Consider the following 16,536-nt stretch of genomic DNA (forward strand, 5'->3'; position numbering starts at 1 on the left):
ATATAAAACCAATCGAATATTTTTACATTCAATTAACAACGATTAGCTAGTCGGAAGAGCTGGGAAATATTTGTGTGCCGTGGAAGTGTTGTTATGGCTTTAGCCATTACAACACCGGGCGTGTTTGGAGACTTGACGAACTATGTCAAGACTTCAAACCGAGGTTCGAGACCGCTTCCCAGGCTCGGACCGGTCCTCACAGCGAGTGAATATTTCCCAGCTCTGTAGACGGGATATTTAATTTACGCCTTTAATAAAAAATACGAAACAAAATCCAATTACTGCAAATATTTCAAAAAAATATCCTTCCACCTAAAAAATCTCAACCGAAAAATTTCAGCTGAGATTTTCTTATTATCATTATTTAATCAAATTCACCTAGCAACCGACTAGAATATTAGTTCAAACCAATACCTTAGCCGGAGGTTTCGAGGGAGTGAGTCAGCAGTGAGAGTGTTGTTAGGACGGTGGTTTTCCGTTCTTACAACACTAGGACGACTTTTGAGACGCGGTTTTCGGCTCAAAAGCGAGGGTCGAGACCGCTCTGTGGCTCGAGCCGGTCCTCACAGCAGACTCAACTCCCTAGAAACCGGAGGCGGCCTACTCTAAACCAACACGCTTAAATATTTCATCAACGTGACGTAAGTGCCAGTGATAATCAAACGCATCATCCAAATCTTTATCTGATAGCTTATCTGTCACTCTAGAATCGTTTTCAAGCATTGTTCTGAAGTCTTTCTTCTCATCCCAAGCTTTGGCTGTCATTGGTTGAACGATGTCATATGATTGCTCACGTGAATAGCCAGCTTCGACTAATTTCAACAAGACACGTTGTGAGAAGATCAATCCGTGTGTCAAGTTCATGTCTTCCATCATCTTGTCAGGGAATACAGTTAGATCTTTAGTAATCTTCGTAAATCTGCGTAAGATGTAATCCAACAATTCGGTTGTATCTGGGACAATGATTCTTTCAGCAGAACTGTGTGAAATATCTCTTTCATGCCACAATGGCACATCTTCCAAGGCTGTGAATGCATGTCCTCTAATTACACGTGCCAACCCAGTAACGTTTTCTGAACCGATTGGATTACGTTTGTGAGGCATTGCTGATGAGCCTTTTTGTCCAGCAGCAAAGAATTCTTCGGCCTCTCGGACTTCAGTTCTTTGTAGGTGACGAACTTCAAGGGCGAAACGTTCAATTGATGTGGCAATCAATGCCATTGTTTGAATATATTCGGCATGGAGGTCTCGGGGCAAAACTTGAGTTGAAATTTCTTGGGCACGGATGCCTAGTTTATCACAAACAAACTTTTCCACATCAGTTGGAACATTAGCGTAACTACCAACAGCACCACTGATTTTACCAGCTTCAACACCTTTAGCAGCATGGTCGAATCGTTCAATATCACGTTTGATCTCAGAATACCAGTTAGCCAAAACTAGTCCAAATGTCGTAGGTTCAGCATGAACACCATGAGTTCTACCAATCATAACAGTGTCTTTGTATTTTAAAGCTTTCTCACCGACTACCTTGAGAAATTCATTCAAATCTTCACGAATAATATCATTAGCCTGTTTCATCAAGTATCCATAGGCTGTGTCAACAACATCAGTTGATGTTAATCCGAAGTGGACCCACTTCTTCTCTGGTCCCAAATATCTGGAAACATCTCTTGTAAAAGCAACCACGTCATGTTTAGTTTCTTTTTCGATTTCGGCAATCTCTGAAACGTCAAACTTAGCGTTTTGAGCAATCAACTTGGCATCTTCAGCAGGGATTTCTCCTTCTTTGCTCCATCCTTCAACGGCAGCAATTTCTACTTCGAGCCAAGCCTGAAATCTGTTTTGGTCTGTCCAAATTGGTTTCATCTGTTCAGTTACATATCTATCAATCATGAATTATTCTACTCTCCAAATATTAGTTGTTAGGATATCATTTTTTAATTCTTCGACATCGTCTGAGAAAATTGAAATATAACCGACATCCCGGTCGGCTTGATCCTTAGCTTTAAATCCGGTGTAATAATTAAATTTCCACTGGGCCTTTTCCTGGAGTAAATCCAAACTCTGTGGCAGGTTACCTTCGATGATTTTCAAGGTAGCCGCGTTGACCATTGGAAAAATCTCGGGAATTGGCCAGTCACAAATAGCTCTGATATGTAATTCAAATTGCGAAATGCCAGTAGCCTCTTGATAAACGTTAGCTGAATAATTGATACCTGGAAAAATTCGTTTGACGTACAACACCCCGGATTGAGATAAGATAAAACCTATGCCAAAAATTCCCACGTAGTTAATATTTTCAGCCACCATCAAGGCGACTCGCTGCATTTCTGCTTCGACATCTGGATCATTCTTCTTAAAAATAAATGAACTCATCAGATGCGTACCATCATAAATTTCTTTGATCATTGGGAAGGTATGAATCTTTTGATCTTTACCTTTGCTGATCATGATTGAATACTCAGTCTTAGTATCGATCCACGCCTCAAGAATATAAGTTCCGTCTTGAAGCAACTTCTGCACACGTTCCACATCGTTATCGTTGTAAAGAATATGACGTTTCAAAATCGTTTGATTCTTTTGAATCGGCTTCAAAATACATGGGAAACCAATTTCCTCGACCGCCTTTTTGATATCATCTACCGTTACGATTGAAAAAAATGGAGGCACATTAATATTTAAATCATTCAAGAAGGTTCTTTCGATATACCGATCTTGCACGATTGTTAATAAGTCAGAACCTTGGGCTACGTTGAAGCTCTTGGCCAACTCCTTTAACAAACTGCTGTCAAAATTCTCGTCCATATACAAAAGAAGGTCACTTCTATGGCCCAATTCACTTAGATTCTCGATGTTTTCCAACTGACCGACTAAAAAACTGTCGGCAGCCTGTGTCGCAATATCCTTTTCCTCATCAGTCAAAAGCATGGTTCTAAAACCCATTCTCTTAGCCTCTAATTCAAAAATATACGTTTCACTACCGCCACCAATTATGCCTAATGTCTTACCGGGCGCAATAAAAGTCATAATTCCACCTTCTTAATTACTAGTCTTCTTCTTCATCAAAGACTACTTGTCCATTTTCAAAAGCCTTGATTTTAGCTAGTGAACAGATTGGGATACCTGATTTATCAATCATTTGTCGACCCTTTTGGAAGGATTTTTCAATTACGATTCCAATTCCGGCCAAAGTAGCGCCAGCATCCTCAATAATCGTATTCAAGCCATTAACAGCCTGGCCATTAGCTAAGAAATCATCGATGATCAAAACTTTGTCATCACTGGATAAGTATTTTTTGGCGATACTGATGTGATTAGAAGTCTTCTTTGTGAATGAGTAAACCTCTGATGTATAAAGATCATCACTCAATGTTACGGATTTGTGCTTTCTGGCAAACACAACTGGTACTTGGAACTTCAAACCAGTCATTACAGCTGGTGCAATTCCTGAAGATTCAACTGTCAAAATCTTATTGATGCCTGAATCTTTAAAGTGTTTGTAGAATTCCTCACCCATTCTCTCCATTAGCATTGGGTCAACTTGATGGTTTAAAAAACTATCGACTTTAAGCACGTCCTTGCCTAGAACTCGACCATCAGTTCTGATTCTTTCTTCTAATTCCTTCATTACGTTCTCCCTACATTTACATAGAATAATTAGAGTCTATCATACTTTGTTTTTTACTTGATACCTTCATCGTATTTTTTCAAATTATATTTCTGAATAATACGAATAATTTTGTTTGTATAACCAGGATCAGTCGCATATCCATCAGATTGTAAAGCCACCGCAGCATCAATATAATTTTTCGATTGAACAACTTGCCTGTATTGTTGCGAATTCCAAGTTGTTCCATTGACTAACAGTTTTGTGTGGTCTTTCATCGATTCACGAAAATCCGAATAAACCCGAAAGCGTCCGTTGATAGTTATCCACTGACCACCGGTATATTCTTTAGTTTGCAAAACTTTGGTATTAGATGGATCTTCTCCCTTAATACCAAAGTAATTGTTGTACTGACTGGCAAGGGAACTCGTCCCCCAGTCACTCTCTAAAATTGCCTGAGCAATCGTGATACTAGGCAAGACACCATATTGTTTACCCAAAACGACCGCATACGGAGCCACTTTTTTAACAAATGCATCGTGATCCTGTTGAACCATTTCAACCTTTGTCGCACTCTGATGCTGAACATATCCACGATAACCAAAGAAACTGATCACAAATACTGCGACGATACCTATTAAAATAATAGTCGTCCGATTGTTCTGGTTACTTTTGCGCCTAGTACTAGTCCGGCGTGATTTGTATCTCTTCTTTTGTGGCAATTGTTCTATCCTTTGTAAGTTTAATATCTCTACGGATTGTTAATTCAAAAACTAAAGGTTGAAAGGCGAAAAATTAGTATACCTGTCGTTGTCACAGGCCTAGAACTAATTTATTTTAAACAATCAGAAATCTTCATTTTATTATTTCAGCCCTTAGTTAATAGTTTCAATTATAGCCGAAATCCTTGAAGTTTTTGTGATTTGAAATGGAATTTTAACAATTGCCAATATTTTCAACTTTTACGAATCATTTGCCGCTGTTGAGTGTAATAAATCCACGTTCCCAAGGCCATCAACTCCAAGACAGCTGAAAACAAAAAGATACTCTTATAGCCAAAGCCGATTGCAATCCATGCCGCAACCATCGGCCCCAAAACATTTCCAAAAGACTGTGCCGATTGATTATAACTGAAAACTCGTCCAAATATCGATGCCGGTACATTTCGTACAGTTAAAACTTGTATAGCCGGAATCAACGCAGCATCTGAAATTCCCAGAATGAACCTTAGAATAATTAATTGCCAAATATTTTGTACCAAACTGGTTAATGCTAAACAAATAATTGCAGAAATAAGAAAAATCAGCATACTGCGTAAAGCTCCTAATCGATCAATTAAGGTGCCGATGATTCCTGCCATTAAAACTGTAGCAAATCCGGGAGTTGCTGAAACGATTCCCGTCATAATTACCACGTTTTGACCACCAGAATTCAGTTCTCCGACGAGTAAGCTCAATATCGGTGTAATTGCATTGGTTGTGGCTTGAATTGCTAAGAGCGAACCAAACAGAGCAATAAAGAATGGCCAGCCAATCTTTTTCATTAAGGGTAACGCTGGTTGCAATTCCTTTTTTGTTATAGGCACAAATTTTTCCTTAACACCCAATAACGTTGTCAAGAATACGATTGCCATCAAAAAACTGGTGACAAAAAAAGCCCCTCGATAACCGAACCAAGTTGCTAAAAGCCCTCCAATCAATGGACCTAACAATGATCCTGTAATACTTCCCGTCACTAATTTACTCATCACTCTGCCTTGAATCTTCTTTGGAGCTGAGACCGACATCAAAGCATTAGCATTGTTGATATAACCTGAAAAAGCTCCTTGAAGGATCCGAAAGAATAGTAAAAACCAGACATTAGGGGATAATCCAATCATAAAAATAGTCAGCGTCATGACTCCTGAAGCACGTAGGCACATTAACTTACGCCCCTTTAAATCAGCCAAGCGTCCCCAAAATGGTGAAACAATTGCTTTACTTAAATAAGTTAGCGAAAATGCTGCTGCCCCTAACAAATTAAGTTCAGCCTTATTAAAATTGCCCAATGTATTAATAAATAAGACAACAAAAGGCAATGTCATCGCATTGCCCATTTCAGTAATCAAACTGCCAAACCATAAAATTTTAAAATTATTGCGCCAATTTTCTTGCATACGTTACTCCTGACTAAGGGCATCGGATTTCAAAAAACACCAAGATTGGGAAAGAAGAAACCTTGAGGTCTTTACCAAAGGTTGAAAGATGAAAAATTAATATAACTATTGTTGTTACAATCGTAGAGCTAATTTATTTAAATAAGCAGAAGTCTCCATTTTATTATTCTTGCCATAAAAAAATAAATTAGTTGGAAGAGCTGAGAGTATTCATTCGCAGCGAAAGTGGCGTTATTGCTTCAGCAATTACACCACCGGACGTGTTGAAAACTCGCGGGTTTTGCGAGGCTTCAACCGAGGCTTGAGACCGATTTTTGGCTCGAGCCGTTCCGCGCAGCAATTGAATACTCTCAGCTCTGGAAATGGCATACTTAACTAAACTTTCAACCTTTAGTTATATACAATAAACGACCAAGGTAAATTTCTTGTAAAGTTAGTGTAAATTCGAAAAAAGTGCAAAAAAAAAGCTAGCTCTGCGAGTTAGCTTTTAAAACTTCGTTATAATTTATAATTAAGCTTTGTTAACGTTTGAAGCTTGTGGGCCACGATCTGAATCTTCGATATCGAATGTAACAGCTTGACCTTCTTCAAGAGTCTTGTAACCGTCACCTTGGATAGCTGAGAAATGTACGAATACATCACTACCATCTTCGCGAGTAATAAAACCATAACCTTTTTCTGCGTTGAACCATTTAACTGTTCCGTTTTCCATGAACTTTTCCTCCTGATAAGAAAATATTTTTTGTGCATTATTTCGTGGTACATCATGGAAGAAAGTCTAAAGTACGAAACATTCAAACCATTCGAACCATTCACCATTCAAAAATACAACTATTATATTAACATGTTTGACCAATAAATTCAATCTACTTAGCGTAAAGTTTCTTTTACAAATACTTAAATTTCAACATCTCTTAGATGGGGAATCGAATTCTGAGCACCTTGTGTTTGAACCGTTATTGACGATGCTTTACTAGCAAATTTCATTGCTTCTTCGATATTACTTAAATCTTGATTTAGTTTTGAAGCTAAATAACCGATAAATGTATCACCAGCAGCTGTTGTATCAATAGTGTTAACTTTGTAAGCATTAACAAAGCCATTTTTTTCATTAACTGAATAGAAAGCTCCATTAGCACCAACCGTTATTATAACATTTTTCACACCCATTGTATGCATTTTAGTTGCAGCCTCAACCATTGAAGGCTGATCAGTAACCTTAATTCCAGTAATTGCCTCAGCCTCTGTTTCATTAGGAACAATGATGTCAGTAAGCTTAAGCAGTTCATCAGGAATATAAGTTTTAGCAGGAGCAGGATTTAAAATGGTTAAAACCTTATTTTCTTTAGCAATTTTAAAAGCCTCAATCGATGCCTCAAGTGGCGTTTCAAACTCCGTGATCAAACAGTCAGCGTCAGCAATTGTATCTTTAGCATTTCTAATATCCTCAGTTGTAATCGTCTGGTTTGCTCCACCGTAAATCAAAATACTATTTTGACCATTGTCATCTAACAAAATATATGCTTGACCAGTTCCAGCCTTTTCATCTTTTGTAACATGATCAATATTCAAACCATCAAATTTGAAAGTATCCAACATGAAGTCAGCTGAACGATCTTGACCAATTTTAGCTATGAAAGAAGTTTCTGCACCAGCACGAACAGCCGCAATCGCTTGGTTAGCACCCTTACCACCACCAGCCATCGAACGATCATGCATTGCCATGGTCTCACCTGGTAAAGGTAAACGAGCAATATTTAAAATAATATCAACATTGATTGAACCTAGTACAACAATTTTTTTCATATTAAACTCCTCTAAAAGACAACTCCACTTTCAAGTAAAATATTTGAGTATGGTGTCTCCTCGCCTGTTCTAATAAATGCTTTGGTATCGCTCAAATCTTTTTTCATTTCTTCGTGGGGAATAAATTCGATTGGTGTATCGCCAACAAGTTTCTTAACTGCAGCCAATTGTTCAGGATTTTGGACTTTAATTTCTTCAGCTAGATAGACCTTTTGGACTTCTAGTTCACTCAAAACGTTATCCAAAACTTGAATAAAGCTTGGCAACCCAGCCTCAACAGCTAAATCTATCTTTTCAGTATCATCTGGAACGGGCATCCCAGCGTCGCCAATTCCGATTGTATCAAAATGTCCCATTTGGGCAATAACCCGTGATATATTTGAGTTAATAACTCTCGTTTTTTTCATGAAATTCTCACCTTTTTCGTAATCGTTTGCATCAATAATACCATCATGCATAATTATATCATTATATATTTTAGCAATTTCGCAATACTAGTAGCAAGCACATATTTTCATTGATTGCACAGCGACTTCATTATATCCTTAAACAGAGATGTTTTATTATTACTTCTGAATCTAAAAATCATATTCAGAACATTACTCAATCGGCCACTATCACCATAAAAAGCTAAAGCAGTCGGAAAAATTGAGTTTATTAACAATATTAGTCCTGCATCACAGATTAATATTCTCAACTCTGGAGAGATTCGACTTTCAATACACTTAAAGAGGAAAAAAATGACACGTACAGCAAAACTTAGTTTTTATTTCATTATATTTATTATTTTTGGTTTGATCGGCATGTGGATGCCACTATTAGGCGATGACTTGCACTGGGGAACTTACTTTGGTAGTAACTACTTTCCACAAGGAATTTTCTTGAAATACGACGGTCGTTACCTCGGAGACTTGTTAGTTATCATGATGACCAAGTTGAAGCCGGTCGCTTTTCTAGGTTATGGAACTTTCATGACTGCAATCGTTTACTTAATTCAACGCATTCGTGAACAGATCAAAGCACCCAAGTCAATTGGCCTAGTTTCGGCATCCCTTGCCACCATCTTCATTTTACTGACACCAAATTCTATTTTTAAACAAATTTTAGGTTGGCACGCTGGATTTGCTAATTATGTCCCATCATTAGTATTCCCATTATTCATGCTCTACTTAGTTTTAAAAAATTATGATAATAAAAATATCCGTTATTACCGCACCAGTACTTATTTAATTTTTTTCGCAGCTGTTTTTGCACAATTTTTTGCCGAACACGTGACGATTCTGAATGTATTTAATGTCATTCTCGTTTGGATATTCTTACGAAAACATTTTGGTGAAGATTTTAAGAAAGTCTTGAATTTCATTTTGGCTGGTAACTTTATTGGTGCCTTTCTAATGTTCATCAATGGCGCTTACATCAAGATCCTATTTGGAACTGATTCATACCGTTCTCTAAAAGGTTCAAGCAATTCTGACACTATGGTTCATTACATGCTTACACAATTTTCGACTAAGCATCTAGTTATGCTGATTGTTGCTATCTTAATTTTCACTGTAGCAGTAATCTTCTATACATTACGAGTTAGAAATACTAAACAAAAAATCGCCAACTTTGCCCTACTATTATCAGGCTTTGCTGTCGTTGCTCCATTCATAGTCGTCTCACCATTTGGTTCCAGATGTATGTTTGCAACTTATATGTTTTTTGTAACTATCTTCATTATTAACTTTGACATGTTGCTTGAATCATACGAAAAATACTTGCTACCAATCTTCATGGTTATAGCGTTAGGATTAGGTATCAAGACTGATGCGATGTCACATAATTATGGAAATACTTTCAATATGCAAGTTCAATATTCAATGTATCAAAATAATGTTCAACGTAATTCTCAATACTTCTTACAATACAAAGATACTAATCATATCTGGCTAACTGCTCAAGTTCAAAACGATGCCAATTTCTCTGAACTTTACGTTAAGAATAAGAATCGTAATATGGTACCAATCAACTATTATGACTGGACCGATGCCTTGAGAAAAATCAAGGGTAAGAAATTTAAGAACCACGATGCGTACATGAGAGCCTTTGATCAACAAATTCTCAAAAAAGTTAAATTGATTCAGGCAAAAGAGAATAAATAGAAAAATAAAAAAGTTATATCACACTTAATTATTTGGTTATGATAAAAAGAGACTGCCTCTTACTTGGAATTATTTCAAGTGAGGAGCAGTCTCTTTTTTGACAATTTTTTAAATTAAATATGTATCCGGATACTTTTATAACAATTGTTATTACAGGCCAAGAGTTAATTTATTCAAATAAGCAGAAGTTTTCATTTTACTGTTATGCTATTAAAAAACCAACTAGTCGGAAGAGCTGAGAGTATACATCTTGCACCGAGGTTCGAGGCCGCTTCCCAGGCTCGGGCCGTTCCGCGCAGCAAATGAGTACTCTCAGCTCTGGAGACGGCATACGGCATACTTACCTAAACTTTGAATCTTTTTTGTACCATACAATCACACTATCAATTTGTGATTGCGGTAAATACTTTACTTTCAGATTTCTTTCACCTATCCCTGAACGACAGCTTAGTCGTAAATGGGCAAATCTCTTTTGTGACAGCCAAATACTTTGACGTCGTTCCAGTAATTGAATACTATTTTTCGGTACATAATACGAGTTTTTTGATGTCAGGTAATTGTTTTGCAAGAAGACATATTTATCATCCATTACAGTTACGGCAGCCCTTCTAGCATTCAAATACGCTGGAGTGATCCAAAATATAGCAGAAAGAATTACCACTGAGATATTTAAAATAAATGAAATTCTAAAAATAAACAACCCTATCAATAAATCCGTTAACAAACTAAAGATGATAGCATTTCGTAAATCGTAGTAATATGTCCCAACATTTGCAGTTATTGTTTGACAATTATTAACCGGAATACTTGGGAAAAATTTTCGCATAAACGGTTGAAGTTTGGCCGTTTCAATAACTGGCATAACGATAATATCCTTTTCCGTATTTTCTTTTTGAGAATTGGAAATTATGACTAATTTAACAGATGCAATATGCAACAATCTTCTCAGAAGCGTTTGTTTTACCACTACTGCTTGAATCCGATTTTGCGAAATACTGGTTTTCTTGGTCTTAAATAATCCATACTGCATCTCAAATTGATTATTTTCCATCCGCAGATTAAAGTGATAATACCTTGCAATCAGGGCGAATACTGATATTAGATAAAAAATTAGAATTATTAACGACATCCCTACAACCACCACGATCCAACCCAAATGTGAAAATTCTTTTGCCATGGCGACGTACATTTGTTTACTAATTGAATGTTGTGCTTTTCCATAAATTGCCAGAACAACTAACAATCCCGAGAGGAATGCTGGTGATGTTACCGAAAACTTGATTAATTCTCGCCAAGTTATTGCATATGACTGACTATTTGAAACCTCCGCATCATCTTCCTCTTCACCAGTGGTTACAGTGGCCTTGAACTGTTTTCGATAATTATTTAGTTCTTCCTTCAAGGTCACCGAAACTGCTACTAAGCTGACTTCAGGGCCTTCAGAATGACCAGCTGTTTCAATCTCCAATTCTTCTAACTTAAATGGTTTCAAGAAGAACCATTGATTAACTGTCACATTTTGAATCCGATCATAGGGAATATGGTTAACTTTTTTAACGAAAATTCCTTTTCTAACCAGGATTTCGCGATTAAAAAACTGATAACTGAAGGTCATATATTTCACTAAATCGCCAACAATTACCAGAATAAATACGGCAACCAATCCTATGATAGTCCAAAATCTTGCTTGCTTAAATGTAGCAAATGCAAAGATCACTACAGGAATAAACAAATTTTTTATATCTTTATAAAAGAAAAATAGAATTGCAGCTGGACTCAATCTTCTCGGCTTACATATCATTTTTAGCCTCCTGAGCCAGTTGCATGATGGTTTCCTTCAACTGATCAGCCTGATCTGATAAAATCCCGTCAATTTCACTCCGTCCGGATGCAGTAACGATAACGACTTTTTGCAAATCCTTCCATCGCAAGATTGGTCCTTGTTTCAAGGTAACATTTTGAACTCTAGCAATTGGAATAATCACTTGCTTTCGAAAAAAGTAGCCACTGTGAAGTTGTATCTGTCGTTCGTCAATATAATATGTCCAAAAGGTCCATAAATAATTAACCAGAAACATACTTCCAATAAAGACAATCATCCCTAATCCCCAAATAATAATCATTATTAAATCAAAGTAACCTTTAAAAGTTGTTGGTAATACCAGTCTAATCAATCCAACTCCAATCATGATCAACACAAAAATGATAAATTCAATTGTGGCATGAATTCGCCAAACCGCTTTAATACTCCTAGGTAGTTCTTTAATTTTATCCATGATCCCCGCCTCAATAAACATTTTCTTGATTATAGCAAAAATTAAGCTGACATTGAAAATTTATCGAAGTATATCATTTTCAGAACTGAGAGTATTCAACCAATTTATTTTTAATATGGTAGAAATAATAAAATTAACGAAAATAATGTTTCCTCTACGAAAGTATTTTCTTGTTTGTTGACATAAGAATCGTCCTTCTTTCAGATTTCAGCACTATTTTAGGTTCAAAAAAATCATATACCAAATCAATTGTGTGTTACAATTATTGCATGGTGAATCCTTTATCATAGCCACGAGAGACTATTCACATTGTCACCATACCAATTTTCAAATAAGTATAATTTGGACTCTATTTAAAAACAAAAAAATCTATGGATTTATAACGTCCATAGATTTTATTCCACTTTTGGAAAACAGTTCTTACAAAAACTGAATCAAAATTAAACCTAAATGATAGTACACTACTGTTTGTATTAAGGAATGACCTCATATATATTAGATAAATTCTTAGAGCACATTTGGCAGTGTACACGAAGATTGATATATATACAAAAAAAGATATCAACGGTCGGCATACCGAAGATATCCTATAGATAGTAATTCACACACATTAAATTTAAATTAGATAGTAGCACTAAATGATTGTTCCACAACATCGTACATGGCAACGTACTGATCAGGGGCAACACGTAAAAATGGTACACCATTAGAGTAATTGATTTCAGTATCTGTAGCCCATTTAGTATCGGCTGCAAGTTTAACATCATTTCTCTGTACTAAATTATGATCGTAAACATTTACATCTTTATCTGCACCGTCGAGTGATTGAACTTTAATAATCATTCGACGGTTTTTGTATGCAAAACTATCCTTTGAGCTTAGATATCCATTGGATGAAACTTGGTAATAATTCGATCCATTAATGCTTTGTGTCTTGGCTACCTGCCAAGTACTGTCCTTGCCCAAAGCAACGTCTGTTTTATTACCGTTTTGATCATAAAGTTGAGCTTCTTCGCTACTTACTTGAGCATAATTCCCCTTTTGAGTAACGGACTGAGCGTTGACATTTGTAACAGAACTGGCGGCAGTGGCGACTGCACTACCAGTACTCAAAAGCGCACAGGCTAGTAGTAAAATAGTTTTCTTCATAGTTAATTACCTCGACATATATTTTTTTATTTAATCCCCGATACACTATTTTTTGGCAGAAAAATAGTGTACACAAAAATTGAGTTTGATATACAAAAAAAGATTTTTTTATAATTCACACATTTGCTTATACAAGTTCGGCATTTTTATAAGCACCCTTATAGTACAAGGAAACGGCAATTATTTCAACATATTTGTGTAAATAATGATATATTGCCTTATAAAAATTTTTATATAATTAATATACTTATATTACGAAAGCGGTATAATACCTTGACCTATCTACTTTTGTAAACATTTATTTCTAGAGCATAAAAAAAGAGTTCTCCAAAAAAAATAAAATGGATAGCCCTTTTTAAAAACTAGTATTATCTCTCAGTAAACGATTGTTGAATCACATTCCACATACCTACATATTCATCTGTAGAAACACGTACAAATGGCATTCCATCTTGAGTGGTGATCACACGATCTGAATACCAATAAGTACCTGGGGCCAAAGCTACGTTTGAGCTTTCAACAAAGCTGTGGTTATAAACAGGAACATCTTCATCGGTCTCAACTCTAATAACTTCAGGTCTATCACGATACATGTAACTATCACTGGAACTTAAATATTCATCGGTTCCAATTTGGTAATAATCTTTGCCATCAATAGTTGCGGTTCTCCCAAGATACCAACAACTATTCTCTGGTTCAGATTTTCCTAAGGCAACACCTGCAGAATTATACATTTCCGCGGAATGTGCGCTTACATCAACATAGTATCCGCTAGTTACGGACTCAGCCTTGACACTTTGGATTGGCAAAAATGAAAAACCTATTCCTAGTAGAATTGTAAAAAACACCACTATAACCTTTCTTTTCAAATTACATGCTTCCTTAGTCTCCTTAGACTAACCAAATTATAATATGTTTAAACAAGTGCAACAATGTTATAGCTTACTCATATATTTATAAAAAAAATCATCAATCTATATAGATCGATGATTTTTTTGCTTGTATTAACGCATTTTGGCGAGTAATGATTTGTTCTTATTTGCTCTAGCCAAGTACAGAGCTAAATTATAGTAATCTTGATAAGCTTGCTTTTCGTCATGGTCATCCTTAATTGCATAAGCTGCTTGATAGTTGAGTTCATCCAAAAAGTAAGAAACATGTTTTGTTTGAGCAATATTCAATCCACAACGACTGAAATCATATGACCTCTTATATAATTCCATTCGATTGTATGATTCAGCAAGTGTCTTACAAATAAAGAGAATTTCCAAATCACTGGCATTTGAGATTTGAGATACTTCATCGACTGAAGTAGTAATCATTTTGAAGTAATACTGAGCACGATCGTTATGATTTTGTCCTAAATAATTTAAACCTTTGAACAAATATGCTAACAAGGTGTAAATATCATCCTCAGCAGTTTTGGTATATTGTAAAACCTTATCCAAATCAAATAATGAAACATCATAATTTTGATTCAAATAATCCATCACACCACTAATCAATTCATATTGCTTCATGTCATTATCGTTTAATTTTCCTTCTAATGATGACATTCTTTCGTCGATATCGGAAACCTTCTCAAGTAAAACATCTCGCTCAATGGCATCCAAAACACTAACCTCTTTGACTGAAGATTCATTGGAGAAATCACTGAAGACATCATTCAGTGTTAAACCTAATTTCAGACAAATTTTGATTAGAATGTTAACCGTCGGTGCTATATTGTGCTTTTCAATCTTACTTATCGTATTTTGAGTACAAATATCGTTTGCTAACTCAATTTGCGTCAAACTCATTTCTCGTCTTTTATTATAAATAATAGATCCAAGAAACAATGGCAACACACTCCCATCTATCATTATGATATTTATCAATAATACTATACCACCCAACAAATATATATATACCGTTGTAACCAATAATTAATCCAATTAAATAAATATACCTTTCAAATAGGAGCATTTGCACAATTTTTTTTGTATTAAATAGCCTAATTTACCTTAAAACTATAAAAAAACAGATTTTAAATCGAATAAATTTTGTTCCATCAAATTCATAAATAAACCTACTTTAAAATTATTCTTCAATAGTATCTACTCTCTATTTATTCGTCCTGTCCCCCTACACTAACTGCAAAGATGTTATGCCTACTCTCTGACAACCTTCCATATTGTCTAAGATAACCATCAAAAATAATAACTCTCAAAAGTTCAAGATACGCCAAAACATTTAATAAATATTCCAATAATTTGAGTGGCACTAATTTTATGTATTTAATTAGATTGCTTTCAAGCAATTGGGAATATTTACTGAAGTATCTGAAGACAATAAAAAACAGCTGAACAAAATCGTTCAGCTGTTTTGATGATGCGGGTAAGAAGATTCGAACTTCCACGGAGAAAACTCTCCACAAGATCCTTAGTCTTGCGCGTCTGCCAGTTCCGCCATACCCGCATGCACGTTCTACTATACACATAATCAAAAATTATTTCAAGCCGAAATTTTAACATCTTTGATATATTTCAATTTTCCACGACAAATGCCGCAGACATACCTCTGTGTATTCATTTTTCTTACGCGCCGATAGATATGATGACAGTTGTTGCATTCATAAATATGATAAGTTTTCTCTTTGACACTACTCTGAATCGGTGAATATCTCAGGCCACCAACTTGTTGTAATAAGATTTTAAATGTCCGATCTCGATGTTGTGCTGGTAAACCATCGTTATACAAATGATAGTGGCACAACTCATGCTTAATGACCCCCACCAAAGTATCATATCCGAATTGCTCATAAATCTTAGGATTGATATCAATATGACGATCATTCAAATGAAATCTCCCACCGGTCGTCTTCAACCGACTATTGAAACAAGCTTGATGAATAAAAGGCTTCCCAAAATATTCTTGGGAAACCTTTTTGATTAACTCGGTTAGATCTTGATTATTCATTATGCTAAATCTGTCAACTTTTGAATCAATTTAGAGAATTTATCCATATATTCATCTTGCTTCTTTTCAGATTCATCAAAAGCGTGACGGTCAACCTGTTTGTCATCACTAATACTGGCAGTCATTTCACCGCAACCTTCAACATATTTCTTAAAAGCAGAAACTAGTGAAATATGTGTTCCCATCAATCTGGCAGGAGCCTTACCCTTTTCAAGCTTAGTTAGAGCTTCTTGATAGTTCTTAGTTCCAGTAGCAAAATCTTTTTGAATCTTACTGTATTCAACATCGTCGATCTTATCAACTTTGCTACGATCTAATGCTTCACGAATTTTTTCATATTCTGGATTCAGCTTATCTTGTTCTTCTTGAATTGCTTGAACAGTATTGTTAATTAATTGACCGTATTGCATAGCTCTTTTTTGTGCGGCATTCATAATA

16 protein-coding genes and 1 tRNA gene are annotated in these 16,536 nt (G+C 35.7%); 1 reads left to right on the top strand and 16 read right to left on the bottom strand.

Annotated elements, in window-relative coordinates:
* Nucleotides 1-600 precede the first annotated feature (600 nt).
* From purB to rbsD, 8 genes are all read right to left on the bottom strand, one after another.
* The gene (gene purB / locus FFM71_RS03580) at nt 601-1,896 is read right to left on the bottom strand and encodes an adenylosuccinate lyase (RefSeq protein WP_137610826.1); all 1,296 of its coding nucleotides are present in this window, start codon (nt 1,894-1,896) and stop codon (nt 601-603) included.
* A 3-nt stretch (nt 1,897-1,899) separates the two neighbouring features.
* Nucleotides 1,900-3,030 (bottom strand): ATP-grasp domain-containing protein, encoded by a 1,131-nt coding sequence (locus FFM71_RS03585; RefSeq protein ID WP_137610827.1) that lies wholly within the window; start codon nt 3,028-3,030, stop codon nt 1,900-1,902.
* 19 nt (nt 3,031-3,049) lie between these two features.
* A complete protein-coding gene (locus FFM71_RS03590; RefSeq protein ID WP_137610828.1) occupies nt 3,050-3,631 on the bottom strand; it encodes a xanthine phosphoribosyltransferase in 582 nt (193 codons plus the stop codon).
* A gap of 53 nt (nt 3,632-3,684) precedes the next feature.
* The gene (locus FFM71_RS03595; RefSeq protein WP_223876471.1) at nt 3,685-4,332 is read right to left on the bottom strand and encodes a glycoside hydrolase family 73 protein; all 648 of its coding nucleotides are present in this window, start codon (nt 4,330-4,332) and stop codon (nt 3,685-3,687) included.
* Between the two features lie 233 nt (nt 4,333-4,565).
* Entirely contained in the window at nt 4,566-5,765 is a 1,200-nt protein-coding gene (locus tag FFM71_RS03600) for an MFS transporter (protein WP_137610829.1), read from the bottom strand.
* Between the two features lie 511 nt (nt 5,766-6,276).
* Entirely contained in the window at nt 6,277-6,477 is a 201-nt protein-coding gene (locus tag FFM71_RS03605) for a cold-shock protein (protein WP_041500642.1), read from the bottom strand.
* Between the two features lie 185 nt (nt 6,478-6,662).
* Nucleotides 6,663-7,571: a ribokinase gene (gene rbsK, locus FFM71_RS03610; protein WP_137610830.1), complete on the bottom strand. Its 909-nt coding sequence runs from the start codon at nt 7,569-7,571 to the stop codon at nt 6,663-6,665.
* Between the two features lie 11 nt (nt 7,572-7,582).
* Nucleotides 7,583-7,978: a D-ribose pyranase gene (gene rbsD, locus FFM71_RS03615; protein WP_041500645.1), complete on the bottom strand. Its 396-nt coding sequence runs from the start codon at nt 7,976-7,978 to the stop codon at nt 7,583-7,585.
* Between the two features lie 333 nt (nt 7,979-8,311).
* On the opposite strand from rbsD, the gene FFM71_RS03620 reads away from it, so the two are divergent.
* Nucleotides 8,312-9,715, top strand: a complete 1,404-nt coding sequence (locus FFM71_RS03620; RefSeq protein ID WP_137610831.1) for a hypothetical protein — start codon at nt 8,312-8,314, stop codon at nt 9,713-9,715.
* A 340-nt stretch (nt 9,716-10,055) separates the two neighbouring features.
* On the opposite strand, the gene FFM71_RS03625 is transcribed toward FFM71_RS03620, so the two are convergent.
* The 8 genes from FFM71_RS03625 to FFM71_RS03660 form a co-directional block, all read right to left on the bottom strand.
* Nucleotides 10,056-11,516, bottom strand: coding sequence for a PH domain-containing protein (locus FFM71_RS03625; RefSeq protein ID WP_137610832.1), 1,461 nt, complete (start codon nt 11,514-11,516; stop codon nt 10,056-10,058).
* Nucleotides 11,506-11,991, bottom strand: a complete 486-nt coding sequence (locus FFM71_RS03630; protein WP_137610833.1) for a PH domain-containing protein — start codon at nt 11,989-11,991, stop codon at nt 11,506-11,508. Before FFM71_RS03630 ends, FFM71_RS03625 begins: the two co-directional genes overlap by 11 nt.
* 621 nt (nt 11,992-12,612) lie before the next feature.
* Nucleotides 12,613-13,140 (bottom strand): SLAP domain-containing protein, encoded by a 528-nt coding sequence (locus FFM71_RS03635; protein ID WP_137610834.1) that lies wholly within the window; start codon nt 13,138-13,140, stop codon nt 12,613-12,615.
* Between the two features lie 368 nt (nt 13,141-13,508).
* A complete protein-coding gene (locus tag FFM71_RS03640) occupies nt 13,509-14,009 on the bottom strand; it encodes an SLAP domain-containing protein (RefSeq protein ID WP_137610835.1) in 501 nt (166 codons plus the stop codon).
* 135 nt (nt 14,010-14,144) lie between these two features.
* Complete coding sequence (locus tag FFM71_RS03645) at nt 14,145-14,978, bottom strand: helix-turn-helix domain-containing protein (RefSeq protein ID WP_223876472.1); 834 nt, start codon at nt 14,976-14,978, stop codon at nt 14,145-14,147.
* 533 nt (nt 14,979-15,511) lie between these two features.
* A tRNA-Leu gene (locus FFM71_RS03650) sits at nt 15,512-15,597 on the bottom strand.
* A gap of 36 nt (nt 15,598-15,633) precedes the next feature.
* Entirely contained in the window at nt 15,634-16,098 is a 465-nt protein-coding gene (locus FFM71_RS03655) for a SprT family protein (protein WP_137610837.1), read from the bottom strand.
* Nucleotides 16,098-16,532, bottom strand: coding sequence for a hypothetical protein (locus FFM71_RS03660; protein ID WP_137610838.1), 435 nt, complete (start codon nt 16,530-16,532; stop codon nt 16,098-16,100). The genes FFM71_RS03655 and FFM71_RS03660 overlap by 1 nt, the downstream gene beginning before the upstream one ends.
* Nucleotides 16,533-16,536 lie beyond the last annotated feature (4 nt).

This window comes from Companilactobacillus huachuanensis, from assembly GCF_005404815.1.
GTDB lineage: Bacteria > Bacillota > Bacilli > Lactobacillales > Lactobacillaceae > Companilactobacillus > Companilactobacillus huachuanensis.